The sequence below is a fragment of the Arthrobacter sp. MMS24-T111 genome (genome assembly GCF_054888995.1).
On the sequence record NZ_JBTZRO010000001.1, the window covers coordinates 838,381 to 862,594 of the forward strand.

The window sequence follows — 24,214 nt, forward strand, 5'->3', positions numbered from 1 at the left end:
CGAACTAATAAGCACGCTTGCTATCGGTGCTGGCGGGTGGTTGAGTTAGTTCATGAGCAGCTCAACGGACCCAGAGAACCTGCCTCCCCGCCATGCCCGGGAGGATGAGACCTCCCGCCGCGGCAACTCCCGCGCGGACGCAGCGGAGGATCCCGCCACGCGGTCGATCGATCAGGCACCGGCCCGTCCGCGCGAGCGGGAACGCGACCGGGAACGCGACCGGGACTACGTCGCCGCCCCGTCCGCGGAGCGGGAGTACCGGGCCGCCCCCGCTACTGCAGCGGCACCCGTGGTGGACCCGGCGCTCACGGACAGGGAGACCGCGGTCGCCCGCCAAAAGGAACGGTTCGGCGGCATCAAGGCCGGCTCAGCGTTCTTCGGCTGGCTCACCGCCACCGGGATGGCCGTGCTGCTGACCGCACTGGTGGCTGCCGCCGGGACCGCCGTGGGGCTGGCCAACAACACGGACGTCAACGCGGCCGTGAACCAGGCCGCGCAGAACAGCGGCACCGTGGGGCTGGTGGGCATCATCGTCCTGCTGGTGATCCTGTTCCTCTCCTACTATTGCGGCGGTTACGTCGCCGGGCGGATGGCGCGCTTCAACGGCGCAAGGCAGGGTCTCATGGTGTGGATCTGGGCCCTGATCGCGGCCGTCGTGGTCGCCATCCTGGGCCTCGTGCTGGGGCAGCAGTTCAACGTCCTGGCCAACCTCAACAGCTTCCCCCGGATCCCCGTCAACGAGGGACAACTGACCACCACCAGCATCATCGCAGCCGTGGTAGTGGCGGCCGTGGCCCTGGTGGGCGCCGTCCTCGGCGGCCTTGCGGGGATGCGGTTCCACCGCAGGGTTGACCGTGCCGGCTTCACCCCGGACAGCGAGTATTACGACGACGGCGAGTAGCCCGCAGGCGGCGCGCCGCTGCTAGGGGGACAGGATGTCGCCATCCACATAGAGCCACCGGCCGCCTTCGCGGACAAACCTGCTGGCTTCATGCAGAACCCCGCGGTCCGCGCCGTGCCGGTAATAGGCCTTGAACTCGACGGTCCCCTCGGTGTCGAAGGGACCGCCCTGGCTGGTGGCGACGATGTCCAGGCGCCGCCACTGCATGGCCGGATCCAGGTCGAGGCCGGCCGGGACCGTTGACGGGTGCTGGGTCCGCAACAGGTAGCCCTCATCCAGCCGGGCAAATGCACTGTAGCGGGACCGCATCAGCTGTTCCGCGGTTGAAGCTTCGGCCTTGCCGGAAAGGAACCTGCCGCAGCACTCGACGTACGGTTCGCCGGACAGGCACACGCAGTTTGCGGACTCATTCGATTCGGTCATCCGGTGATGGTGTCACATCGGGTAACAGCTTCGCTACAACCCTGTCCACGCCACCGCGCCCGGCGGCATGGCACGCCAAAAATCCGTATGGTTGAGAAGGAGCTTGCCCCGTCGCTGTGCGCTGGCAGCGGGCCCGGGATGTTGGTGGAAAGGAGTGATGACGTGGAGCAGCCGGACACTCTGGTCCTCAACCTGACCTTCTTCGGCACCATGGGCGTGGCCCTCCTGATGTTCCTGGTCCTCTTCCTCCTTGGGGTGCTTACGCTGGTGCTGGCCGGCCTGGGCCGGCTGACGGGCCTCGTGGTGATGGCCCTGTTCGGAAAGGGCCCCCGGAAGGGCCGTGCGCTGTTGATGGCGGCACGGAGCGACCGCCCGGGGGGCCGCCCATCCTGGCGGGAACGTGCCGCCGCCTTGAAGCCGGCGCGGCTCAGGGAGTCGCTGCGCACCGTCGTCGTACGCCACCCCAAATTTGCCGCAGCCCGGCCCGAGCCGCCTGTCCTGGCCGAAGACTGGGCCTCAGCCGTGGCCGAGGCCGACAAACGCGCCGAAGCCAGGGCGCGGGCCGCCGCGCCGGAAATCAAGCTCTCGGTGCGGGACCTTCCGGACCCGGCGGCGCCCGCCGACAAAGTTGCCCAGGTAGCCCCGCTGGTGGAATCCGCCCTGCACAACCACCGGCCGCCGCATGAAATGCCGAGGTCCTTCAATAAGCCCGTGCCGCCACATCCGGTACCGCCGCTGGATACCGGGTCCCTCGTTTCGCTCGCCGGCCCGAAGCAGGTCCTCAAGGACAAAGCGCCGGAGAACGGCTAAGCCCTTACCCTGAGCAACCAACTGGGTTAGCGTGAAACCCATGGAATTCAGATACCTCGGAAACAGTGGCTTCAAAGTCTCGGAAATCACGTTCGGCAACTGGCTGACCCACGGCTCGCAGGTGGAAAACGACGTTGCCGGCCAATGCGTGCGGGCAGCCCTCGACGCCGGCATCAGCACCTTCGACACCGCGGATGTCTACGCGAACACCGCAGCGGAAACCGTCCTGGGCGAGGCCTTGAAGGACGAACGGCGCGAGTCCCTGGAAATCTTCACCAAGGTCTTCGGCCCCACCGGCCCCAAGGGCAAGAACGATCTTGGGCTCTCCCGCAAGCACATCATGGAATCCATCAACGGGTCCCTGCGCCGGCTGCAGACGGACTACGTGGACCTCTACCAGGCCCACCGCTACGACTTCGAGACGCCGCTGGAAGAGACCATGCAGGCGTTCGCGGACATTGTCCGGCAAGGCAAGGCGCTCTACATCGGCGTCAGTGAGTGGACCGCCGACCAGCTCCGCGAAGGCCACCGGTTGTCCAGGGAACTCGGCTTCCAGCTCATCTCCAACCAGCCCCAGTACTCCATGCTGTGGCGGGTCATCGAAGCGGAAGTGGTCCCGGCGTCGGAGGAGCTGGGGGTGTCCCAGATCGTCTGGTCGCCCATGGCCCAGGGCGTCCTTAGCGGCAAGTACCTTCCCGGCCAGCCGGCCCCGGAAGGCAGCCGCGCCACCGATGAAAAGGGTGGCGCCAAGATGATCGAGCGGTGGATGCGCGACGACGTCCTGGCCGGCGTGCAGGACCTGAAGCCGATTGCCGCCGAAGCCGGCCTGACCATGCCGCAGCTCGCCGTTGCGTGGGTCCTCCAGAACCCGAACGTGGCGTCCGCCATCGTGGGTGCGTCCCGACCGGAACAGATCGCGGACACCGTTGCGGCGGCAGGGGTGCGGCTGGATGCCGAGGTCCTCAAGAAGATTGACGACGCCATCGGCGGCCTGGCCGAACGCGACCCGGCCCAGACCAAGTCGCCGGCCACCCGGGAAGCCTGAATGGCCACCCCGGCCGATCTCCCCGAGCTGGCGGTCACCGGATCCACCGGAGGCCTGGGCGGCATGCTGGCGCGGCAACTTGCCGGGTCCGGATTCGCGCAGCGGCTACTGGTGCGCGACCCCGCCCGGGCGCCGGAACTGGCGGGCGCCTCCGCCATGGTGTGTTCCTACGGCGACGGCGCGGCGTCCCGGCAGGCCCTGGATGGCGTGAAGCTCCTGTTCATGGTGTCCGCTGCCGAGGCCGAAGACCGGCTGCAGCAGCATTACGCGTTCGTTGACGCAGCCGCTGACGCAGGAGTCCAGCATGTGGTGTACACGTCCTTCTACGGCGCCGCGCCGGATGCCACGTTCACCCTGGCGCGGGACCATTACGCCACGGAGGAGCGGATCAAGGCCTCCGGCATGGACTTCACCTTCCTGCGGGACAACTTCTACCTGGACTTCCTGCCGCTCATGACCGGAGAGGACGGCGTGATCCGCGGCCCCGCCGGAGACGGCCTGTTTTCCGGTGTGGCACGGGAGGATGTGGCCCGCTCCGCCCACGCAGTGCTCCGGGACCCGGCGATCCACAAGGGAATGACCTACAACCTGACCGGACCGGAAGAACTGACCATGGCGCAGGCCGCCCGGGTGCTGAGCGACGGAACCGGACGGACGGTCAGCTACCACCCGGAGACCGTGGAGGAAGCCTACGCCTCCCGGGCGTCCTACGGCGCTCCGCAATGGCAGCTGGACGCATGGGTGAGCACGTACACGGCAATGGCGGCCGGCGAAATGGCAGGGCTTTCACCTGACGTGCACGGCTTGACCGGCCAGGACCCCATCAGCCTGGCCGAGTTCCTGACGCGGCCAGTCCTGTAGCGTTCCGTTCCCCGGTCCGTGGGCTGTTGACGGACCGGGGAACCCGGCGTAGACCAGTGGCTAGGCGCCGCCATCCCGGCGGAGCACGGCCCACAGAATCCCGGCGCCATGACACAGACCAGAGAACACAGCCAGCCAGCGGCCGCGGAAGCCCCTCCGGTATCCGCGGGCCCGTCGGAGGGTTCCCTTACTCCCGAGGAACTGCAGCTCTCCGCCCGCAACCATTCAATGCCGCTCGAAGCGCTCCGCCGCGACCTCACGCCTCCCGGGCTGCACTACGTACTCACGCATTTCGATATCCCGGACATCCAGGCCACCTCCTGGCACCTGCGGATCCGGGGTGCGGTGGAACGGGCCCTGGAGCTGAACCTGGCGGCCCTCCGCAGGGCCCCGGCCATCACCGTCCCGGTCACCCTTGAATGCGCGGGCAACGGCAGGTCGCTGCTGGAGCCGCGGCCCCTCAGCCAGCCGTGGGTGCTGGAAGCGGTGGGCACGGCGCAATGGACCGGTGTTCCGCTGGCCTATCTCCTGGATAAGGCGGGAATACAGCCCGGCGCCCTGGAAGTGGTCTTCACCGGCGCGGACGCGGGGGTTCAAGGCGGCGTCCCGCACCACTACGCACGCAGCCTTCCGGTCCGCGAAGCCCTGCGTCCCGACGTGGTCCTTGCCTACGCCATGAGCGGCACCGAACTGCCGCCGCAGCATGGTTACCCGCTGCGGCTGGTGGTTCCGGGCTGGTACGGGATGGCCAGCGTCAAGTGGCTGGAGTCGATCGAAGTGGCGAGGGAGCCGTTCACCGGGTTCCAGCAGCAGTCGGCCTACAGGTACCAGGCCACCGCGGACGACGCCGGCAGGCCGGTCTCGAGGATCAGGGTGCGTTCGCTGATGGTTCCGCCGGGTATCCCTGACTTCTTCACCCGCCGGCGGTTTGTCCGCCCAGGCCCGGTCAGCCTGCAGGGCCGGGCGTGGTCTGGGGAAGGTGCCGTGGCCGGCGTCGAGGTGGCCGTCGATGGCACGTGGCTGCCCGCCCGTTTGGACAAGCCCGCGGGCGGCTATGCGTGGCGGGGGTGGAGCATGACGTGGGAGGCCGCACCCGGTGAGCATGTCCTGGCCTGCCGCGCCACCGACACCACCGGTGCCACCCAGCCGCTGGAGCAGAACTGGAACTACCAGGGGATGGGCAACAACGTGGTGCAGCGGGTCACGGTCACGGTGGAGTGAAGCCGGCGGGGCCGGGGCTATACTCGGTGCCAATCATGACCAGCCTCCCTTCCTCTCCCGCCAGCGTCCGAATCGATGCGTGGTTGTGGGCCATCCGCGCCTACAAGACACGGTCGGCCGCCACCGCAGCCTGCCGCGCCGGGCACGTCCGCCTCAACGGCAGTCCCGCCAAGGCTTCCGCGACGCTGGTCACGGGAGACACGGTGACGGTGCGCATGTCCGGGTACGAGCGCATCCTTGAGGTCCGGCGGCTGATCGCCAAGCGGGTGGGAGCCGAGGCCGCCTCCCACTGCTTTACGGACCACACTCCCCCGCGGCCCGTCCTGCCGGCGCTGGGGCTCCCGCAGCGCGACCGGGGTGCCGGGCGGCCCACCAAGAAGGACCGCCGGGAGATGGAGCGCCTTAAGGGACCGGCCTGACCCGTTCACCCTTGGGTCAGCTTTTGGTCCGGGCCCGCACGAGGTTCGCATACGGCAGTTTCCCGTATTCCTCGACAAAGCCCGAGTGGTAATCCGCCTCGGCCTGGTTGAGGGATTCGGCGGCTATTTCCTTCCACGCAACCAGCAGCGTGCCCGCATCCCTGAGTTGCCAGATGAGCCGGCCGTCCCAGTGGCCCGGCGGCTTTCCGTGTCCGAAGTCCAGGAACTCCTGGACCTGCCGTCTCAGCCCGCGGTTGCCCTTGCTGCCCGGGCCGGCTTTGCCGAGGTACAGGACGGCTGCGGTGTCCAGCCAGGAAGCTCGAAGGTCCTGCACCGGCAGGGAGGGATCTTTCTTTTTGAAGACACCGGCGGTGCTCTTTGTCAGGAATTCCGGCTGGAACGTGTCCGGCGCCATTACGGCGAAAAGACCCGTTCCCCGCGGGACCCGCATGGCGTCAAGGTCCTTCAGGGGCCGGAAGCCCAAGAAGCCGTCGTCTTTCAGGCCCTTCCCGGTGAACTGCATCCTCACATTGAACAGCATCCCGGCAGTGCAGCCCCGGTTTCCGGTAAACGCCCATCCTCCTCTCAGGAAGACTGGCTACCATAGCCCCGTGCCACCCCTTGAGATCCTTGTTTCCTCCTGGCGCCTGGACTGGGCCGCCACGGCTTTCGTCGTTGCCGCCGGAGCCCTCTACGGGTGGGGGATGCGTTCAGCCGGACGGAAAGGCCACCGGTGGCCGGCCTGGCGCGCGGTGGCGTTCTACGTCCTGGGCCTCGGTACTTTCGTCATCCTGACCTGCGGTTTCACCGGCGTGTACGGCCCGCAGCAACGGTGGGCCTTCACCCTCAAGATTTCCCTGCTGCTCTTTGTGGTCCCGCTGCTCATCGGCCTGGGCAAGCCGCTGACGCTGGCGCGTGCGGCGTTGCCGGACCACGGCATTAGAGTCTTTGACGCCGTGCTCTCCAGCCGTCCGGTGCGGTTCGTCAGCAATTCATTCGGCGCACCCCTGCTGGGGCTGGCGCTCTTTTCCACCTTCCTGACCCCCGCCTTCTACACGCTGCGGACCAACCCTGCGGCCGACGCTCTGCTCACGCTCGGCGTCCCCCTGCTGGGCATGCTCATGGCACTGCCCATCATCGAAGAATCCAACTTCCAACGGTCCAGCGCCTACCTGACCCTGGAATTCATGTTCGTGTTCATTGAGCTGCTCATCGATGCCGTCCCCGGCATCCTCCTCAGCCTCAACGGCCAGGTCCTCGACCATGCACTGACCGTCCCGGATCCCCAGTGGTGGTTCCGGGACGCCCTCCAGGACCAGCAGTTCGCAGGGAATCTGCTCTGGTTCATCTGCGAGGTGGTGGACCTGCCGCTGATCATCCTCATGTTCATCCGCTTCTCGCGCAGCGACAAGCGCGAAGCGGTGGCTTTCGACGAACTGACCGACGAGCAGCTCGATGAGCTCCACAACCAGCACCTGCGGGGCCGCCACTAGGCTGGCCCGGGCCAAAAATCAAGTGTGCCCACCGCTCGCCGCGGAAGCGTAGAGTGACATAGGACGCCTGATTCTGGACGCCTCGCTGCAAAGGGAGAAATCGTGACAATTGATTGGGACGAAAAAAAGGCCCTGCTACAGGAACCGAACATCGCGAAGGTAACCCAACTTTGCGAAGAACTGATGGAAAAGAAGCCCGGTTCCACCGTCCCCTACATCGACCCCGTCCATGACGAAGACGAGTGCAGAATCATCAGCCTCCAGGCCAGCCCCGGCAAGGGCACCGAATCCGGGTTCGTCTCGCTCTACAACGACGACGAGGCAGCCCGCCGCGCCACCCAGATCTACGAACTCGCCGAACTGGATCCGCAGTACGTCATGCCGTGGAACGCCTACCCCTGGATCCGCGACAGCGGCAGCCCGTCGGCGCTGAGCGTCCAGGAGAAAACCGACGGCCTGCGCCCCTTCCGCCAGTTCCTCAAGATCAATTCCCGCGTCTCAGCCGTCATCGCGCACGGTACGGACGCCTCGACGTTCCTGACTCTCTTTGAGAAGACCTACCACTCGTCGCTGAAGAACAGCGGCATCAAAATCTACAAGGCCTCCGCCCTCGGCGGCAGGGCCTTTGCTGTTTCAGAGGCCAAGCAGGAAGAGCTGCTCGCCAAGAGCGTGGAAACCTACCGTGATGCCATGCAGCGGGCGGGCATCCAGCACCTCTAGGGCTGGATCATCGAAGTCGGGCTACGAAGCCTCAAACAGGCGACGCCGGTGCTTCAACTCCTTGATCCACGCCCGGGTGACCATCGCCGGAAAGGGTGATCCGCCGTCGCCGCCCGCCGTGGAGGCGTTCCCGACGGCGAAGGCCGTCCCTGCCTCAAGGTCGGCCAGGAGCGGCCCGGCAGCCTTCAGCGCCAACTCCACCACCGCGGCGGCCGCACGCGCCGGCAAACCCAATGCCGTTGCCCAGGCCAGGAAATGCCGGTGGGAGATGCCGATCCGCTTGCCGCCCAGGGTGAGCGCCAGGGTCTTGTCCCCGTAAACCACGGTGGAGGGGATGTCGTACACCGGGGCAATTCCCCATTCCCCGCCCGGGTCCTGGACCATGGATACGTTCTTGGCGTGCAAGTCGCCGTTGCCCGTGAGCCATGCAAAGGCGGCCTGCAGGGCGAGGTTCCGAAGGGCAGGCAGCGGCGCCGCGCAGTGATCCGCCAGCGCGCGGCAGACCTGCCCGTACCCCACGTTGTACTTGTCCGCGGGGTAGAGCTTGAGCACCTGCGCCCCGTCTTCAACGGCAAGGCGCTGGACGTCGTCCGGACCGCCGCCAGCGAGCGGAACCCGGTCGAAGCGTTCCACCAACAGCCCGGGGCGTCCGGCGACATCGTGGATCATCCGGACCCGGCTAAGCGGAATCCGGAGCTTCGCGGCGTAGCGGAACATGATGAACTCGTTCTCCACCACATGCGGGAACTCGGGTGCATTGAGTTTAAGGATGTACCGTTTCCCCGCAGTAGCCACCGGCAGCGAGATCATTCCTGCGGACAGCTTGTCCTGCACCCCGGCGAGCGCTACGGGATCGATCAGGTCGGGGTCTCCGATGAGCTGGTCGAAATCCACCGGCTGCCCTGGATCCAGGCGCACGGCGTGTTCGTCCGGGTCCAGCGGCTCCCCATGGCCAACCACCTGGACGTCGCCCACCGGATTTCCGCCGGCCGCGATGAGCAGGGTGAGGTCGTCGTCGGCGCTGGCCTTGATGGACCGCCGGAGCGCGTTGAGGCGGCGTCCTTCGGGCAGCAGCCCCGTGAAGTAGGGCGGAGCGGCGCCGGCGGCGGACAGCACGGGTTGGTCCGTAAGGGGGAGCGAACTGGCGACGGCGGGCCTGCCGGATGCCAGGTACGAGGGCAGGTAGCTGAAGCGGGTGCCGCCGTGGTGCCGCTCAAGCCGGGCGGCCAGGACCCCGGCCTTGTACACGTCTGCCACGCGGTGCCTCATTCGCCGGTTCCACCGTCCCCGGCCGCCGACCGTGCGAGCGTCCGGGGGGCGTGGCTGGCCCGTGGCACGACCTCGAGTTGGAGCCCCAAAGCATCCAAGAGGGCAAGCAGCGAGTCCACCTGGACACTGGGCTTGCCCTGTTCCACGAACCGGACGAAGCGCTCGGAGACGCCGGCAATGTCCGCCAGGTCGCGCTGGTTGAGCCGCAGGGCCTTGCGCCGCGCGCGTACCTCCAGGGCCACCTGCCCCATCAGGGAATCAGTCACTACACCTCCCAGGCACGATCGTGCCGATTATGGCCAAGTTAGCACCCTGGGAGTGAAAAGATAAGGCCCAGGGCCCGGCAGGCGGTACGTTCGTGCCGACTAGCGTAATAACCAAGCGAGACCAAACTGTCAGGGAATTTCCAGGCGCGAAGGCGCATACTCGTACGTACCTGACCGCCGGCCAAAGAAGGCTCCACCGTGACGTCCGCCCCCACCCGCCCGATCGGCGCTGCGCCCGCGGCACCTGCCGCGGCCCCCGTTCGCCGGCGTGGTGTTCAGCCCGGCGTTGCGGGCCCGGGGTTGCTGCCATGACCGGGTTCATCGACGGCCTCATGAACGTCAGCCCCCTGGTGGCGTACATCGCGGTGTTCTGCCTCGTCTTTGCCGAGGACGCATTGTTCATCGGCTTCGTCATCCCGGGAGAAACCGCGGCCGTCCTGGGCGGAGTGGTGGCCAGCCGGGGCGAAGTCCAGCTGGGAGCGATGATGGCCCTGGTGGTCGCCGCCGCGATCGTGGGCGACAGCGTGGGGTACGAGGTAGGCAAGCACCTGGGCAGCCGCATCCTGAAGACCAGGGCGCTGGCCCGGCACTCCGAAAAGCTGCAGAACGCCCAGGACCTGTTGCGCCGGCGGGGCGGCTCTGCCGTCTTCCTCGGGCGTTTCACCGCGTTCTTCCGGGCGGTCATGCCCGCCCTGGCCGGAACCTCCCGGATGCCGTACGGCCGCTTCCTTGCCTACAACGCTGCGGGCGGCGTGGTGTGGGGCATTGGCTTCGTCCTCCTGGGCTTTTTGGCGGGCAACTCCTATGAAGCCGTGGCCCAGGCAGCCGGCCGGGACATCGCCGTCGTCATCGCCGCGGTGGCGGTGGTCGCGCTGGTTGCCTGGCACTTCCGCTCACGGCGACGGCGGCAGGACCGCCGCGCCGCAGGGCGGCAGCGGGACTAGGGAGGGCTTGACAGCGACTGTGACGGGTGCCATATTTAAGGCGTGAACCTGTCAGACAGCCGGACAGCAGGACAGCCTGCTTACCATCCCCTTGCCCGGCTGAGTGCTGCCGAGGCAGTGTTCAACACCCTTCGCGCGGACATCGAGTCCGGCACCCTGCCGGTGGGCAGCAAGCTCAGCTCGGAGGCCACCCTGTCCCAGCAATACGGGGTCAGCCGCTCGGTCATCCGGGAAGCGCTCCGCTCCTGCACCGCCTTGGGCCTGACGGTTACCCGGACCGGCAAAGGCACGTTCGTCATTGCCGGCAAGGTAGCCAACGACCTCACCCTGGGGCAGTACTCGGCGCGTGACCTGACCGAGGCCCGCCCGCACATCGAGGTCCCGGCCGCCGGACTGGCCGCACAGCGGCGTACCGCTGAAGAACTGGATACCCTCCGTGACATCGTGGCGGCCATGGCCACGGAAACCGACCCCGAGTCCTGGGTGGCCCTGGACTCCTCCTTCCATGCCGCCATCGCCCGCGCCAGCGGCAACAAAGTCTTCGCCAGCGTGGTGACGGACATCCGGGATGCACTGGCACACCAGTCCGAGACGCTGAACATGGTGGCCGACCGCCAGCACGCCTCCGACGTGGAACACCAGCAGATCCTGGCCGCCATCGAGGCAGGCTCCGCGGACAACGCCCGCGCCGCCATGGCCCACCACCTGGAAGCTGTGGGCGCCGCCCTGGACTCCATCCTCAACAACTAGACATATCCAACCAACCCTTCCAAGGACGCCATGCCATCCCCCGTGTTTTCCGCTGCCCACACCGCTGCCCTGGATGGGGCGGCCCTGCCGCACCACACCCCGCTGGTGGCCGCCGTCCGTGACGGCCTCGTGGAGAGCGTGCACTACGGCTCGGCAATCGCCCTCGCGGCTGACGGGTCCTTGGCGGCAGCCGCCGGTGATCCCCAGGCCCCCTTCTACCCGCGGTCCGCGCTCAAGCCGCTCCAGGCCGTCGCCATGGTCCGGGCCGGCCTGGACCTTCCAGCCGACCTCCTGGCCCTCGCCGCCGCAAGCCACTCGGGCTCCTCGGCGCACCGCGACGGCACCCGGCGCATCCTCGATTTGCACGGGCTGGCCGCCACCGACCTGGAGAACAGCTCCGACCTGCCCTACGGCACCGCCGAACGTGAGGACTGGCTGCGCACCGGCGGCGGGCCCACGCAGACCACCCAGAACTGCTCCGGAAAGCACGCCGCCATGGCCGCGACCTGTGTGATCAACGGCTGGCCCGTCCGGGGCTACCTGGATCCCTCCCACCCGCTGCAGCAGCTCGTGGCGCGGACCGTCACCGAGCTGACCGGAGAGACACCTGCCGCACTGAGCACCGACGGCTGCGGCACCCCGCTGTTCGCCCTCACCCTGGGCGGCATGGCCCGCGCGTTCGGCCGGATCGCCCGGGCGGCTTCCCTTGCAGCCACGCACGACGACGGCGGGCCCGGTTCCGGAAGCGCAGAAGCCGCCGTCGGGCTGGCCATGCAGCAGCACCCTGGCATGGTTGCCGGTGAAGGCCGGGACGTCACCGACCTGATGCGGCTGCTCCCGGGCGCCGTGGCCAAGGACGGCTTCGAGGGCGTCCAGCTGGTGGGCCTGGCCGACGGCAGTGCCGCAGCCGTCAAGATTTCCGACGGCGGCGACCGCGCCCGGATGCCCGCCACCGTCCGCCTGCTGGAGGCGCTGGGCGTGGACATCGAACCGCTCGCCGGTATCGCCACCGCCCCCGTCCTGGGCGGCGGCCACCAAGTGGGGCAACTGCTGGCCACCGATTTCCTGGATACCACCCCGTCCACGCCCGACAACGAAGCCCTGTGAGGACCCCATGACCATCATTGACACTGCCGCCGACGTCCGTTCCGAGCACGACCTGCTCGGCGACCGCGACGTACCGGCGAACGCCTACTGGGGCGTGCACACGCTCCGGGCCGTGGAAAATTTCCCCATCACCGGCCAAAAACTGTCCTCCAACATGCACCTGGTCCGCGGGCTGGCCGCCGTCAAGCTCGCGTCCGCCCGGACCAACCGTGAGCTGGGCCTGCTGGACGCCGACCGCGCCGATGCCATCGAGCAGGCGTGCCAGGACGTCCTGGCCGGCCGGCTGGCCGACCAGTTCGTGGTGGACGTGGTCCAGGGCGGCGCCGGGACGTCGTCGAACATGAACGCCAACGAGGTCATAGCCAACCGTGCCCTGGAAATCCTTGGCTACCCCAAGGGCGACTACGCCAGGCTGCACCCGAACGACCACGTCAACCTCAGCCAGTCCACCAACGACGTGTACCCCACGGCCGTGAAGCTGGGCACCATCTTTGCCGCCCGCGAGCTGCTGGCCGCACTCGAAGAACTCGAGGACGCCTGCGCCGCCAAGGCCATGGAGTTCCGCACCGTGGTCAAGATGGGCCGCACCCAGTTGCAGGACGCAGTCCCCATGACCTTGGGCCAGGAGTTCGGCAGCTACGCCGTCACCATCGGCGAGGACCGGCTCCGCCTGGCGGAGGCCGAATTGCTGATCCACGAGATCAACCTCGGCGCCACCGCCATCGGCACCGGCCTGAACGCCCCGGCGGGTTACGCCGAAGCGGCCTGCCGGCACCTGGCGGAGATCACCGGCCTGCCGCTGGTCACCGCCGTCGACCTGATTGAAGCCACCCAGGACGTGGGGGCCTTCGTGCACCTCTCCGGCGTGCTCAAGCGTGTTGCGGTCAAACTGTCCAAGATCTGCAACGACCTGCGCCTGCTCTCGTCAGGACCCCGGGCCGGATTCGGGGAGATCAACCTTCCCGCCGTCCAGTCCGGCTCCTCGATCATGCCCGGCAAGATCAACCCGGTAATCCCCGAGGTGGTCTCGCAGGTGGCCTATGAGGTCATCGGCAACGACGTCACCATCACCATGGCCGCCGAAGCCGGGCAGCTCCAGCTCAACGCCTTCGAACCGATCATCGTCCACAGCCTCCACAAGAGCATCTCCCACCTGGAAGCCGCCTGCCGCACCCTCACGGCCCGCTGCATCAATGGGATCACCGCCAACACCGAACACCTGCGCCGTACCGTGGAGCAGTCCATCGGCCTGGTCACCGCTTTGAATCCCCACCTCGGCTACGCCACCGCCACCGCCATCGCGCAGGAAGCTCTTGCCACCGGCAAGGGCGTGGCTGAACTGGTCCTCGAACACGGGCTCCTCACCGATGCCCAGCTCCAGGACCTCCTCAGCCCCGAACGCCTGGCAAACCTCAGCAAGTAGTCCCCACCTGCTCCCTCGCCTCGCACGCTCGGCCAGGGCACCCGGCAGGCGTGGGCCCACCACCCCCCAAAGGACACTCCAATGACAAATTCCCCCCTTCCAGACCATGTAATTGATGGTGGTCACGCGCATGCGTCCGAGACTTCCCTGCACGCGGAGGACAAGGGTTACCACAAGAACCTCAAGCCGCGGCAGATCCAGATGATCGCGATCGGCGGTGCGATCGGTACCGGCCTGTTCCTGGGCGCCGGCGGCCGGCTCAACGCCGCGGGCCCGTCCCTGGTCATCGCCTACGCGGTCTGCGGGTTCTTCGCGTTCCTGATCCTGCGCGCCCTGGGCGAACTGGTCCTGCACCGGCCCTCCTCAGGCTCCTTCGTCTCCTACGCCCGCGAATTCTTCGGCGAAAAAGCCGCGTTCGTCTCCGGCTGGTTCTACTGGATCAACTGGGCCACCACCACCATCGTGGACATCACCGCCGCCGCCCTCTACATGCACTTCTTCGGCAACTACATCCCCTGGATGGCCGATGTCCCGCAGTGGGCCTGGGCCCTGACCGCCCTCGTCGTCGTCCTCGCCCTGAACCTCGTCTCCGTGAAAGTCTTCGGCGAAATGGAATTCTGGTTCGCCCTGATCAAAGTCGCCGCCCTCGTCGCGTTCCTGATCATCGGCGCCTACTTCGTCATCTTCGGCACCCCCGTGACCGGCCAACAAGTCGGCATCAGCCTCCTCTCCGACCACGGCGGGATCTTCCCCACCGGCCTGCTCCCCATGATCATCCTCATGCAAGGGGTCCTGTTCGCCTACGCCTCCATCGAACTCGTCGGCACCGCCGCCGGCGAAACCGAAAACCCCGAAAAAATCATGCCCAAAGCCATCAACTCCGTGGTCTTCCGCATCGCCGTGTTCTACGTCGGCTCCGTGATCCTCCTCGCCCTCCTCCTGCCTTACACCACCTACCAAAAAGGCGTCAGCCCCTTCGTGACGTTCTTCGGCTCCATCGGCGTCCAAGGCGTAGACGTCATCATGAACCTCGTCGTCCTCACCGCCGCCCTGTCCTCCCTGAACGCCGGGCTCTACTCCACCGGCCGGATCCTGCGCTCCATGTCCGTCAACGGCTCCGCCCCCCGCTTCGCCTCCCGCATGAACAAAGCAGGCGTCCCCTACGGCGGCATCGCCATCACCGCCACCGTCTCCCTCCTCGGCGTCCCCCTGAACTACCTCGTCCCCGCCGACGCCTTCGAAATCGTCCTCAACATCGCCTCCGTCGGCATCATCATGACCTGGGCCACCATCGTCCTGTGCCAAATCCAACTCAAACGCTGGGCCGACAAAGGCTGGGTCCAACGCCCCACCTTCCGCATGTTCGGCGCCCCCTACACCGGCTACCTCTCCCTCCTCTTCCTCATCGGCGTCCTCATCATGGTCTTCATCGACTCACCCCTGACCATGCTCGTCACCGCCATCGCCTCCATCCTCATGATCGCCGGCTGGTACGCCTGCCGCACCCGCATCCGCCACATCGCCGAAACCCGCGACGGCTACACCGGCACCTCCCCCGTCATCGCCAACGCGCCGGCGAATACCTTCAAGAAGTAACAGCCTTCGGGCTTAACCGCCGACGGCGGCACCTGGGTTCTGGAATCCCCGAACCCGGGTGCCGCCGTCGGCGTTAATGCGGTGGTTCTCCTACTGCGACGGTTTGACCACCATGGCTGAGCCGCCGCCGCGCCTGACCGGCTCGGCTGCCGCTAGTGTCCGGCCGTCCCCCAGGAACTCGATGGCGGTGGCCGCCCCGATCTCCGAGGCGGAGGAGAACGAGTCGCCCGATGGGGTCAAGGTGTGGCCGAAGCGCGACGTCAGTGCTGCCCCGTACTTGTCGATGAAGGCGGGCTCGGCCGTGACGCTGGCCGTGTTCCGTTGCGACGCACGCGGCGCGGCGATGGCGTCCGGGATGCTCATACCCAGGTCGATCCTGTTAACCAGGGTCTGCAGCACCGTGGTGATGATGGTGGAGCCACCAGGGGAGCCCAGGGCCAGGAACGGCTTGCCGTCCTCCAGCAGGATGGTGGGCGACATCGAGGACCGCGGCCGCTTGCCCGGCTCAATCCGGTTGGGATCGGTGGCGCTGTACACCGTGGAGAAGTCCGTGAGCTCGTTGTTCAACAGGAAGCCGCGGCCGGGAACCACCATGCCGGACCCGCCGGTCTGCTCGATGGTCAGCGTGTACTCCACCACGTTCCCCCACTTGTCCGAGACGGTCATGTTGGTGGTGGAAATGTTTTCGGTGTCCTTCTCCTCGGCGGCAGCAGCCGGGCCGGCCGGGCAGGTGCCGTCGTAGGAGGTCACGTCGCCGGGCAGGACCGGCTTGGTTGCGGCATGGGTTGGGTCCAGCTCGCAGGCGCGTTCCTTGCCGAAGACGGGGTCCGTCAGGGCTTTCGTGGGGACTTTCACGAAGGCGGGATCGCCAACGTATTTCCCGCGGTCGGCGAACGCCAGGGCACTGGCTTCGAGGTAGTGGTGCAGGACGGCCGGCTGGTCTGCCTTCAAGGCCGGCAGGTCGAAGACGTCCAGGATGTTCAGGGACTCCCCGACGGTGGTGCCGCCGCTGCTGGAGGGGGCCATGCCGTAGACGTCATAGCCGCGGTAGTTCACGTGGGTGGGGTCTTGGTCCACGGCCTTGTAGTGTTCCAGGTCCTCCGCCGTCATGGAGCCAACGGGAACGGGGAGCCGGTCCTTCCTGTCAATGGTCAGATCCACCGGAGGGTTTTGGACGGTGTTGGCGATCTCTTCGGCGAGCGGGCCGTTGTAGAACGCGTCCATGCCGTTGCGGGCCAGCAGCCGGTAGGTGTCCGCGAGGTCGTGGTTCTTGAAGACCGAGCCCACCTCCGGCAGCTTGCCGCCCTGGAGGTACAGGTCCTTGGTGGAGGTGAACGCCGCGAACCGTCTCTGGTTGTCCTGGGTCTGGTTGCGGAATGTCTCGTCCACCACGAAACCTCGGTCCGCTACCTTGATGGCCGGTTTCAGGGCCTCCCCCAGGCTGATGCTGCCCCAGCGTTCCAGCGCACGTTCCCAGGTGGCCGGGGTGCCGGGCACACCCACGGAGACGCCGCTGGTGACCAGTTCCGGGGTGAACGGGTAGGGCTTGCCGGTAGCGGGATTGATGAAGGCATCCGGCTTGATTCCGGCCGGCGCAGTCTCGCGGCCGTCAATGGTGCTGACCTTCCCGGACTTGGCGTCGTAGTAGACAAAATAGCCGCCCCCGCCGATGCCGGCACTGTAGGGTTCGGTGACGCCCAGCGTGGCTGCGGCGGCAACCGCGGCGTCCACGGCGTTCCCGCCCTTCCGGAGGACTTCGATGGCCGCTGCCGACGCTTCCGGGTCCACCGTACTGACCGCACCGCCGTACCCGGTGGCCGTGGGATTCTTGTCGGTCTGCCGGGGGTCCGCTGCAGCGGGACTGATGGCCCCGGTGGTCACGCCGATGGCCAGCGCCGCCGTCACAGCAGCGAGCCGGCGTCCGAAATGTGGCATGGTGGCTCCTTAGTGGGGGTTCGTGTGATGGTGGCCACGCTACTCTTCGGGTAGGACACACTCAACGATTCCGAAAGGAAGGGCACCATGCCTGGTGGATCCAAACTCGCCGTAGTGGGGGCCGGGAGCGTAGGCACGTCGCTGGCCTACGCCGCGCTGATCCGCGGCTCGGCAAGCAGCATCGCCCTGTTCGACGTCAATGCGCCCAAGGCCGAGGCGGAGGCCCTGGACCTTGCCCATGGCAGCCAGTTCGCCGCGGCGTCGGCCACGGTGGCCGGCGGCGGGGACATCGCCGTCACGGAGGGCGCCGACGTCGTGGTGATTACCGCGGGCGCCAAACAGAACCCGGGCCAGAGCCGCCTGGACCTGGCCGGCACCAACGTCCGGATCCTTGAACAGCTGATGCCGCCGCTCCTGGAGCGGGCGCCGGAGGCGGTCTATGTCCTGGTCACCAACCCGTGCGACGTCCTGACGGTGGCGGCCCAGCGCATCTCCGGGCTGCCACCGGAACGGGTCTTCTCTTCCGGCACCGTCCTGGACACCTCCCGGCTGCGCTGGCTGCTGGCCCGGCGTGCAGGTGTCTCCGTCACCAGCGTGCATGCCAGCATGGTGGGCGAACACGGCGACACCGAATTTCCGCTGTGGTCCGGGGCCACGATCGGGCCTGTCCCGATCCGCGACTGGACGGACGGTGGCGGGCGGGTCTTCACCTCCGACAACCTGGCCGCCACTGCCCGGGACGTGGTGCAGGCCGCGTACAAGGTCATCGCCGGCAAGGGGGCCACCAACTACGCCATCGGCCTCTCCGGCGCCCGCATCGTCGAGGCGCTGCTGCGGGATGACAATGCCGTCCTCCCCGTCTCCACGGTTTTGTCCGGGCAGTACGGAATCTCGGGAGTGGCCCTGTCACTTCCCAGCGTGGTGGGCCGCGGCGGGGTGCACCGGGTCCTGGACACACCCATGGACAGCGGCGAACTGGCAGCCCTGCAGCTTTCCGCCGACACCTTGCGGAACACGATGGACAGGCTGGGGATCTGAACGAAGCCAGGGGCGCGGGCGGCCGGCGTCATGCAACGCCGCCGCAACCCCGCCCGCCGCGCGGTTCGCATATGCTCACCTGAGATGTCCACACTGGCTCAACGACGAACCAACAGGAGCAACCCATGACCAACTGGCGGATCAGGGATTTCCACTCAGCTGACCTCGACGGGATCCTGCACCTTTGGGAGACCCTGAAGGCGAACAACGTCGAACCTGTGTATGCGCTCTCCGAAGTCCTCGCGTCCTGCGAGAAGGACCACGCGGTGGTGGCGGTGCAGGGCGACCAGGTGGTGGGCGCCGCCGTCGGACGCGCCGCGCACGACCAAGGGTGGATCGTGTTCCTGGCCACGCTCCCCGAATACCGGGGCCGCGGCATCGGCACCTCGCTGCTGGCCGCCGTCGAGAACCGCATGGCCCCGCACGGACTGAACAAACTCTCAGCGCTGATGCCGGAGTCCGAAACCCGGGTGGAGGCCTTCCTGGGCAGGGGCTTTGCGCTGAAGAAGAACCTGCGGTACTTCGAGCGCACCATTCCGGTGCAGCGCCAGGAGCTGGGGGCCCTGGGCCAGCTGGGCGGCCGCGTCCTCGCCCGGGACCTGTGGGAGAACGTGGCCGGCATGCGCAAGGAAAAGGAGCTGCTGGAACGCCGCCTGGTGCTCCCGCTGGCCGAGGCGGACCTTGCGGATGAATTCGGCGTGGTGCCGCCGCGCGCCGTCGTCCTCTTCGGCCCGCCGGGCACCGGCAAGACCACTTTCGCGAAGGCCATCGCCTCCCGGCTGGAGTGGCCGTTCGTGGAGGTGTTCCCGTCCCGGCTGGCCGGCGACCCGCAGGGCCTGGCCGGTGCGCTGCGGGAGACCTTCCTGGAGATCGCGGAGCTGGAGCACGCCGTGGTATTCATCGACGAGGTGGAGGAGATCGCATCCCAGCGGGCCGGTGATCCGCCGTCGCCGCTGCAGGGGGTGACCAATGAGCTGCTGAAGATCATTCCGGCATTCCGCGAGCAGCCCGGCCGGCTGCTGGTGTGCGCCACCAATTTCATCCGGGCGCTGGACTCCGCCTTCCTGCGCCACGGCAGGTTCGACTACGTCATTCCCATCGGATTGCCGGACCGGCAGGCACGCGAGGCGATGTGGCAGCGGTTCATCCCCGCGGCCGTGGTGGACGCGGTGGACGTGGAGCTGCTGGTGGAACGCACCGAAGGGTTTTCGCCGGCGGACATCGAATACGCTGCCCGCAGCGCTTCGCAGCGGGCTTTGGAAAAGGCAGTGTACGACGACGGCGGGCTGGCTTCCGGCGGTGACGTTTCGGTGCGCGAGGCGGTGCGGAAAGGCCCGTCCACCCAGGACTACCTGGATGCGATCGGTGAAACGCGCACCACAGTCAGCGCTGAAGTGCAGGCGGATTTCCTGGAGGACATCGGCTCGCTGGGCCGGGTCTAATCCCCGGAAACGTCGTCGTAGGAGAGGTTCTCGTAGTCGGTGTCGTCGTCCTCGTCCAGCATGGCGTCGAATTCCTCCAGCAGCCAGGGGTTGATCCGGGCCAGGATCTTGCGGGTTTCCTCCACGGGAACCGCGGCGTAGAGCACCGGGCGGGCGTCGTCGTAGCGGGTGACGGGCGGTTTGTCCGGCCACTTTTCCGCGAGGGCCTTCACCCGTTCGGGCAGCGAATTATGGGCGTTGTCGGCAATTTTGACCAGGGTCGCGTCGTGGTCCTCGGCAATGAAGCGGATTCCGGCCTGGTAGTCGTCCGGGTTGTCGTGCAGCCGTTTGGTGACGCGCTCGATGATCCGCACGGCGCGCTCGGAGACGCCCATGTCCAGCAGCGCCTGGCGGGTGATCGGGGTGTCTTCCGCGATGTCATGGAGGTAGCCGGCGATCCGGATGTCGTCGTCGAAGTCCGCCAGGGCGTCGCCGACGGCCAGGACATGCTCGCGGTACGGCCGCTTGAGTTTGTCCTTTTGGCGGTTGTGGGCAACTTCGGCGAGGACCTTGGCAGTCTCCACCGTGAATCGCGGGCCCTGGAGGCTCGCGTCCGCGGTTCCTGTTTCTGGCATGGGTCCAGCCTACGCGCCCGCCCCGGGCACACCCGGCCACGTCCATGGCTCCATGGGGAGCGAGCGGGGGTCAAAGGACCCGAGGGCACCGGCCAGTGGTCCGGGCGGGAGGCCCAGCGACTCGAGGAGCGTGTCCCGGACCCGGGCGGGGTCCACGCCGGCGGTGGCCAGGTCCGCCAGGGTCACCGCGCCGTCGCGCTTCGCCAGCCGGGCGCCGTCGCGGTTGACCACGAGGGGCACGTGGGCATATTCCGGCACAGGAATATTCAGCAGGGACGCGAGGTAGGCCTGGCGTGGCGTGGACGGCAGGAGATCGTCACCCCGGACCACCTGGTCTATGCCTTGCGCGGCATCGTCCACCATCACCGCGAGGTTGTAGGCGGTTACACCGTCATTGCGGCGCAGGACAAGGTCGTCCACCACCCCGGTGAACTCGCCGTGCAGGGTGTCATGGACCGTGAATTCGGTGACGTCCGCCCGCAGCCGGAGGGCCGCGGGCCGGGTGGAGCGCTTGAACTCCAGCTCTGCCCGGTCCAGGTTCCGGCAGGTCCCCGGGTAGGCGCCTTGGGGGGCGTGCGGCGCGGAGGCGGCTTCCTGGATTTCCCGGCGGGTGCAGAAGCACTCGTAGGTCAGCCCCGCCTGCTCCAGCCCTGCAATGGCCCGGGCGTAGAGGTGGCCGCGCGTCGTCTGCCGCACCACGTCGCCGTCCCAGCTCACGCCGACGGCCTGGAGGTCCCGCAGCTGTCCCGCCTCTGATCCGGCGCGGGCGCGGTCCAGGTCCTCCACCCGCAGGAGGAAGGCCCGCCCCGTGGATCGGGCAAAGAGCCAGGCGAGGATGGCGGTCCGCAGGTTTCCGACGTGCAGGTCACCGGAGGGACTGGGGGCGAAGCGTCCGGCGGAGGTCATGGATCCACCCTAAGCGGACAGCACAAGAGCCCCTCAGCTACCGATGACTTCGGGAATGCCGACGTCGGTAGCTCAGGGGCTCTTGCCGTGTGATGCGGAATGACATTGGTGTGAACAAGAGTCAATCTGCGGCAGCGTCCTTGCGGGAAGCCTGGTCCAGGGACCGGGTGGTGTGCCGGGGATCCTGTAGCCTGCGGGACTGCGGCGGTAGCCTGCTTCCCTATTGCCATGATTTCAGCAGATGACCTACAGTAGGCGCAATCGGAGAGATCAAAAGTAGTCAGATTGACTAATTGTTGATGCATTACAAAGCAGGAAGTGGTCAGATTGCAGGAACTCGATTCGACCGACCGGCGCATCCTGGCCGCGCTTGATGACGATCCACGGGTGCCCATCATGGTGCTTGCGCAGAAACTGGGCCTTGCCCGCGGCACCGTCCAGTCGCGCCTGGAGCGGATGGCTGCCTCAGGCGCCCTCCGCCCCAACAGCAGCCGGGTCCTGCCCTCCGCGCTCGGCCGCGGCGTGGCCGCCGCCGTCAGCGCAGAACTGGACCAAAGCCACCTTAACGAGGCGATCGCCGCGCTGCGCAAGATCCCCGAAGTCCTGGAGTGCCATGCCCCTGCTGGAGACACCGACCTGCTGATCCGCGTGGTGGCCAAGAGCCCCGACGATCTCTACCGGGTATCCGAGGAGATCCGCCTCTGCCCTGGCATTGTCCGCACCTCAACGAGCATGTTCCTGCGCGAGGTCATCCCGTACCGGACCACCGGGCTCCTGCAGGACGGGCAGGAGTAGCCTGGCGCCCACGGGGCAGCTTCCCCATCGCCGCCGGTCAGCTGCTGCGGCTAGGCTGGCAGCGAGAGATTTACTTGGGGGAAAAATGGCGGGAAACTTCTATGGCGCCGACGTCGCACAGCTGCGCCGGCTGGCACAGGAACTGGCCAGCGGCGCCGGCCGGCTGGAGCAGTTGGGGCAGCAACTGGGCGGCTCCATTGCCTCCACGGGCTGGAAGGGCAATGACGGCGAGCGCTTCCGCGGCGACTGGAACGGCTCCCACGCACGGACGCTGAAGGCGGCGGCAGCCGGCGTCCGCAGCGCATCAAAAGCGCTGCTGCAGAACGCCGACGAGCAGGACCGGGCCAGCAACGGCCCGGCGGGCGGCGGATCCGGAAGGCCGGGCGGTGGCGGCACATCGTCGCATGACGACGCCGCCCGGGAGCTGACGGACAAACTCAACGGAATGGCTCCTGCGGAACGCGATGCCTACCTGAAGTCCGGGGAATTCGCGCAATGGGTCCGTCAGAACCAGGCCAATGCCGATGCCGCGAAAGGCGTCCTGGACGGCCTGGTTGCCTCCGGCGCCCTGCCGGCCACCGGCCCGGGCGGAAGGGTCAACGCCTACGGCCAGTTCCTCCAGCAGTATTGGGCGGAATCCGCCATGCGGCAGGCCGGGATCGACCCCACCCACTGGGACCCATCCAAGGGTGTTGACTACAACCGCGCCGATATCTACAAGGTGTACGCCTTTTACGCCGAGCTGTACAAGGGCGATCCCCGTATGGAGTGGATCGGCATGGCCAACCAGGTGGGGCCAACCTTTATCGCCGGCTTTGAAGACATCGCCTTCCTCCACCACATGGCGGAGGCCGGCCGGGACATCACTCCACTGTTGTCAGGCGGAGATCCGGTGAAGCGCGCAGCGCTGGCCGCGCTGGCGGAGTTCAGCACCTCTGAGCTGCAGTACTACGAAACCACCTTCCTGGACATGCAGAAGGAGATCTTCACGGACATCGGATCCCAGCACTTTGCCTACCAGCAAGGCGGTCTGGCCGAGATCCGGCGCATGGAGGCGGCCGGCCTGGTGAGCAGTCGAATGAATGACGCGTGGGCCGGCATTGACTCTGTCCCGGCGTATCCGGGCCCGGAGGGCTTCCACCACCTCTCGCCTGCCGAGAAGACGGTCCTGCACCAGGCGTCGCTCAACATGGCGGACCAGGAGCAGAACTACGTCATCGCCGATGACTACGACAACATCCGCGGGCGCACCACCGGAACGATCTTTACCGAGGCCATGACGGTGCTGGGTGAACCGAGTATCGAAGGGGCGAAGTCCTACTACGAGCAGTTCCCTGCGGCGACCCCGTACGTTGACATCAGCAGGTTCCCGCCGGTCGGCATCGATGTCCATCACGGCAACATCTCTGTCCGGGAGGATCGGTGGCGCCTCATCGACCAGGACACCCTCGGCGCCTACGAGAACTGGCTGCACAGAGAGAAGGACCCTTACGGTGAGATGGTGAAACCCATGCCTGGCCGAGTGGAGGAGTACCGGATGGTGCCGAAGGACGTTCGCAAGGCTGTGGGTGCCCCGTGAAGCTGCGATTTGTCCTCACCGCCTTGCTCGCGGCGCTGTTGAGCGGCTGCGGCACGTTCCCCGACGCACATTCAAACGAAAAGGACGAGATCGTGGCCAACGGCAATTCCCAGTTCACCCCGGAAGGCATCGATGCCATCAAGAGCGGCGGGAAAGCGGTCTTCGACTTCACCAGCCTGCCTATGGACATGTCCGCCCTCGGATTCCCGGCAGGATCAGACGGAGCCCTGGTGGCAGCTGACTCCGGCAGGCTGATCGACGTCAGCATGACCACGCCGAAGGGTGTGGTTGAGATGCGCACGGACACCATCCGGATCCGTCCCGGAGCGGACAATATCGTCGACCACATCGACATCTTCATCAACTACCCTGATGCCCGGGACGCCAATGCCGAAATCAGGCGGGCGGCGGATGAACTGGGGTTCGTCATTCTGCAGGACGCCGAACCCATTGGGGCGGGCTTCAAGGACGGTTCCGGCAAGGAACAGTGGAATCCCGGAATGGGCAACAAGACCGGGACCGTCTTTTCAGCCGAGATCCTCTCCAACCACGACACCGGCCGGATCACGTTCATTTACTCCGTGCAGCTCGCCGGGAAGTATTACACCCCGGAGGCCGAGGCCGGTATCGCCGCCACGGGCAAACCCTAGGCAGCCG

At 67.2% G+C, this 24,214-nt stretch carries 25 protein-coding genes; 18 read left to right on the forward strand and 7 right to left on the reverse strand.

The features are described from left to right. The first annotated feature begins 52 nt into the window (after positions 1–52). On the forward strand, positions 53–901 hold the full coding sequence (locus ACX5I6_RS03755) for a TIGR04086 family membrane protein (RefSeq protein ID WP_461839510.1): 849 nt from the start codon (positions 53–55) through the stop codon (positions 899–901). 21 nt (positions 902–922) lie between these two features. Here ACX5I6_RS03755 and ACX5I6_RS03760 read toward each other — a convergent pair whose 3' ends face one another. Beyond that, positions 923–1,324 (reverse strand): YchJ family protein, encoded by a 402-nt coding sequence (locus ACX5I6_RS03760; protein WP_461839511.1) that lies wholly within the window; start codon positions 1,322–1,324, stop codon positions 923–925. A gap of 162 nt (positions 1,325–1,486) precedes the next feature. Here ACX5I6_RS03760 and ACX5I6_RS03765 point away from each other — a divergent pair, with 162 nt between their 5' ends. The 5 genes from ACX5I6_RS03765 to ACX5I6_RS03785 all read left to right on the forward strand — a co-directional run bounded on the left by ACX5I6_RS03765 (position 1,487) and on the right by ACX5I6_RS03785 (position 5,680). Further along, the gene (locus tag ACX5I6_RS03765; RefSeq protein WP_461839512.1) at positions 1,487–2,134 is read left to right on the forward strand and encodes a hypothetical protein; all 648 of its coding nucleotides are present in this window, start codon (positions 1,487–1,489) and stop codon (positions 2,132–2,134) included. A 40-nt stretch (positions 2,135–2,174) separates the two neighbouring features. Beyond that, positions 2,175–3,179 carry an aldo/keto reductase family protein gene (locus ACX5I6_RS03770; protein WP_461839513.1) on the forward strand — a complete coding sequence of 335 codons (1,005 nt, stop codon included), beginning with the start codon at positions 2,175–2,177 and terminating at the stop codon, positions 3,177–3,179. Next, positions 3,180–4,040 carry an SDR family oxidoreductase gene (locus ACX5I6_RS03775; protein ID WP_461839514.1) on the forward strand — a complete coding sequence of 287 codons (861 nt, stop codon included), beginning with the start codon at positions 3,180–3,182 and terminating at the stop codon, positions 4,038–4,040. Between the two features lie 108 nt (positions 4,041–4,148). Then, positions 4,149–5,261 carry a sulfite oxidase gene (locus ACX5I6_RS03780; RefSeq protein ID WP_461839515.1) on the forward strand — a complete coding sequence of 371 codons (1,113 nt, stop codon included), beginning with the start codon at positions 4,149–4,151 and terminating at the stop codon, positions 5,259–5,261. Between the two features lie 35 nt (positions 5,262–5,296). Beyond that, the gene (locus ACX5I6_RS03785; RefSeq protein WP_285246363.1) at positions 5,297–5,680 is read left to right on the forward strand and encodes an RNA-binding S4 domain-containing protein; all 384 of its coding nucleotides are present in this window, start codon (positions 5,297–5,299) and stop codon (positions 5,678–5,680) included. 16 nt (positions 5,681–5,696) lie between these two features. On the opposite strand, the gene ACX5I6_RS03790 is transcribed toward ACX5I6_RS03785, so the two are convergent. Further along, positions 5,697–6,203: a hypothetical protein gene (locus ACX5I6_RS03790; RefSeq protein WP_461839516.1), complete on the reverse strand. Its 507-nt coding sequence runs from the start codon at positions 6,201–6,203 to the stop codon at positions 5,697–5,699. Positions 6,204–6,291: 88 nt separating this feature from the next. On the opposite strand from ACX5I6_RS03790, the gene ACX5I6_RS03795 reads away from it, so the two are divergent. Then, positions 6,292–7,173 carry a cytochrome c oxidase assembly protein gene (locus ACX5I6_RS03795; RefSeq protein WP_461839517.1) on the forward strand — a complete coding sequence of 294 codons (882 nt, stop codon included), beginning with the start codon at positions 6,292–6,294 and terminating at the stop codon, positions 7,171–7,173. Positions 7,174–7,275: 102 nt separating this feature from the next. Then, a complete protein-coding gene (locus tag ACX5I6_RS03800) occupies positions 7,276–7,893 on the forward strand; it encodes a uracil-DNA glycosylase family protein (protein ID WP_018763916.1) in 618 nt (205 codons plus the stop codon). Between the two features lie 21 nt (positions 7,894–7,914). Here the strand turns inward: ACX5I6_RS03800 and ACX5I6_RS03805 are convergent, their stop codons facing one another. Together ACX5I6_RS03805 and ACX5I6_RS03810 are read right to left on the reverse strand one after the other, a co-directional pair. Then, positions 7,915–9,150 (reverse strand): type II toxin-antitoxin system HipA family toxin, encoded by a 1,236-nt coding sequence (locus ACX5I6_RS03805; RefSeq protein WP_461839518.1) that lies wholly within the window; start codon positions 9,148–9,150, stop codon positions 7,915–7,917. 8 nt (positions 9,151–9,158) lie between these two features. Then, complete coding sequence (locus ACX5I6_RS03810) at positions 9,159–9,428, reverse strand: type II toxin-antitoxin system Y4mF family antitoxin (RefSeq protein WP_461839519.1); 270 nt, start codon at positions 9,426–9,428, stop codon at positions 9,159–9,161. 308 nt (positions 9,429–9,736) lie between these two features. Here ACX5I6_RS03810 and ACX5I6_RS03815 point away from each other — a divergent pair, with 308 nt between their 5' ends. The 5 genes from ACX5I6_RS03815 to ACX5I6_RS03835 all read left to right on the forward strand — a co-directional run bounded on the left by ACX5I6_RS03815 (position 9,737) and on the right by ACX5I6_RS03835 (position 15,248). Then, complete coding sequence (locus ACX5I6_RS03815; protein WP_461839520.1) at positions 9,737–10,372, forward strand: DedA family protein; 636 nt, start codon at positions 9,737–9,739, stop codon at positions 10,370–10,372. Positions 10,373–10,414: 42 nt separating this feature from the next. Further along, positions 10,415–11,122 (forward strand): FadR/GntR family transcriptional regulator, encoded by a 708-nt coding sequence (locus ACX5I6_RS03820; protein WP_461839521.1) that lies wholly within the window; start codon positions 10,415–10,417, stop codon positions 11,120–11,122. 30 nt (positions 11,123–11,152) lie between these two features. Continuing rightward, positions 11,153–12,229 (forward strand): asparaginase, encoded by a 1,077-nt coding sequence (locus ACX5I6_RS03825; RefSeq protein ID WP_461839522.1) that lies wholly within the window; start codon positions 11,153–11,155, stop codon positions 12,227–12,229. A 7-nt stretch (positions 12,230–12,236) separates the two neighbouring features. Continuing rightward, the gene (locus ACX5I6_RS03830) at positions 12,237–13,652 is read left to right on the forward strand and encodes an aspartate ammonia-lyase (RefSeq protein ID WP_461839523.1); all 1,416 of its coding nucleotides are present in this window, start codon (positions 12,237–12,239) and stop codon (positions 13,650–13,652) included. An 81-nt stretch (positions 13,653–13,733) separates the two neighbouring features. Further along, positions 13,734–15,248, forward strand: coding sequence for an amino acid permease (locus tag ACX5I6_RS03835; RefSeq protein WP_461839524.1), 1,515 nt, complete (start codon positions 13,734–13,736; stop codon positions 15,246–15,248). Positions 15,249–15,338: 90 nt separating this feature from the next. Here the strand turns inward: ACX5I6_RS03835 and ggt are convergent, their stop codons facing one another. After that, the gene (ggt, locus tag ACX5I6_RS03840; protein WP_461839525.1) at positions 15,339–17,183 is read right to left on the reverse strand and encodes a gamma-glutamyltransferase; all 1,845 of its coding nucleotides are present in this window, start codon (positions 17,181–17,183) and stop codon (positions 15,339–15,341) included. 87 nt (positions 17,184–17,270) lie between these two features. Between ggt and ACX5I6_RS03845 the strand changes: the two genes are divergently transcribed. Beyond that, positions 17,271–18,221, forward strand: a complete 951-nt coding sequence (locus ACX5I6_RS03845; RefSeq protein WP_461839526.1) for an L-lactate dehydrogenase — start codon at positions 17,271–17,273, stop codon at positions 18,219–18,221. 125 nt (positions 18,222–18,346) lie between these two features. After that, positions 18,347–19,663 carry an ATP-binding protein gene (locus tag ACX5I6_RS03850; protein WP_285246375.1) on the forward strand — a complete coding sequence of 439 codons (1,317 nt, stop codon included), beginning with the start codon at positions 18,347–18,349 and terminating at the stop codon, positions 19,661–19,663. Here ACX5I6_RS03850 and ACX5I6_RS03855 read toward each other — a convergent pair. Further along, on the reverse strand, positions 19,660–20,277 hold the full coding sequence (locus tag ACX5I6_RS03855; RefSeq protein WP_461839527.1) for an HD domain-containing protein: 618 nt from the start codon (positions 20,275–20,277) through the stop codon (positions 19,660–19,662). The genes ACX5I6_RS03850 and ACX5I6_RS03855 overlap by 4 nt on opposite strands. A gap of 9 nt (positions 20,278–20,286) precedes the next feature. Further along, positions 20,287–21,183 (reverse strand): tRNA glutamyl-Q(34) synthetase GluQRS, encoded by an 897-nt coding sequence (gene gluQRS / locus ACX5I6_RS03860; RefSeq protein WP_461839528.1) that lies wholly within the window; start codon positions 21,181–21,183, stop codon positions 20,287–20,289. Between the two features lie 327 nt (positions 21,184–21,510). Here gluQRS and ACX5I6_RS03865 point away from each other — a divergent pair, with 327 nt between their 5' ends. From ACX5I6_RS03865 to ACX5I6_RS03875, 3 genes are all read left to right on the forward strand, one after another. Next, a complete protein-coding gene (locus tag ACX5I6_RS03865) occupies positions 21,511–21,978 on the forward strand; it encodes an Lrp/AsnC family transcriptional regulator (RefSeq protein ID WP_461841667.1) in 468 nt (155 codons plus the stop codon). An 85-nt stretch (positions 21,979–22,063) separates the two neighbouring features. Continuing rightward, complete coding sequence (locus ACX5I6_RS03870) at positions 22,064–23,557, forward strand: WXG100 family type VII secretion target (protein WP_461839529.1); 1,494 nt, start codon at positions 22,064–22,066, stop codon at positions 23,555–23,557. Next, positions 23,554–24,207: a hypothetical protein gene (locus tag ACX5I6_RS03875; RefSeq protein WP_461839530.1), complete on the forward strand. Its 654-nt coding sequence runs from the start codon at positions 23,554–23,556 to the stop codon at positions 24,205–24,207. Before ACX5I6_RS03870 ends, ACX5I6_RS03875 begins: the two co-directional genes overlap by 4 nt. Positions 24,208–24,214 lie beyond the last annotated feature (7 nt).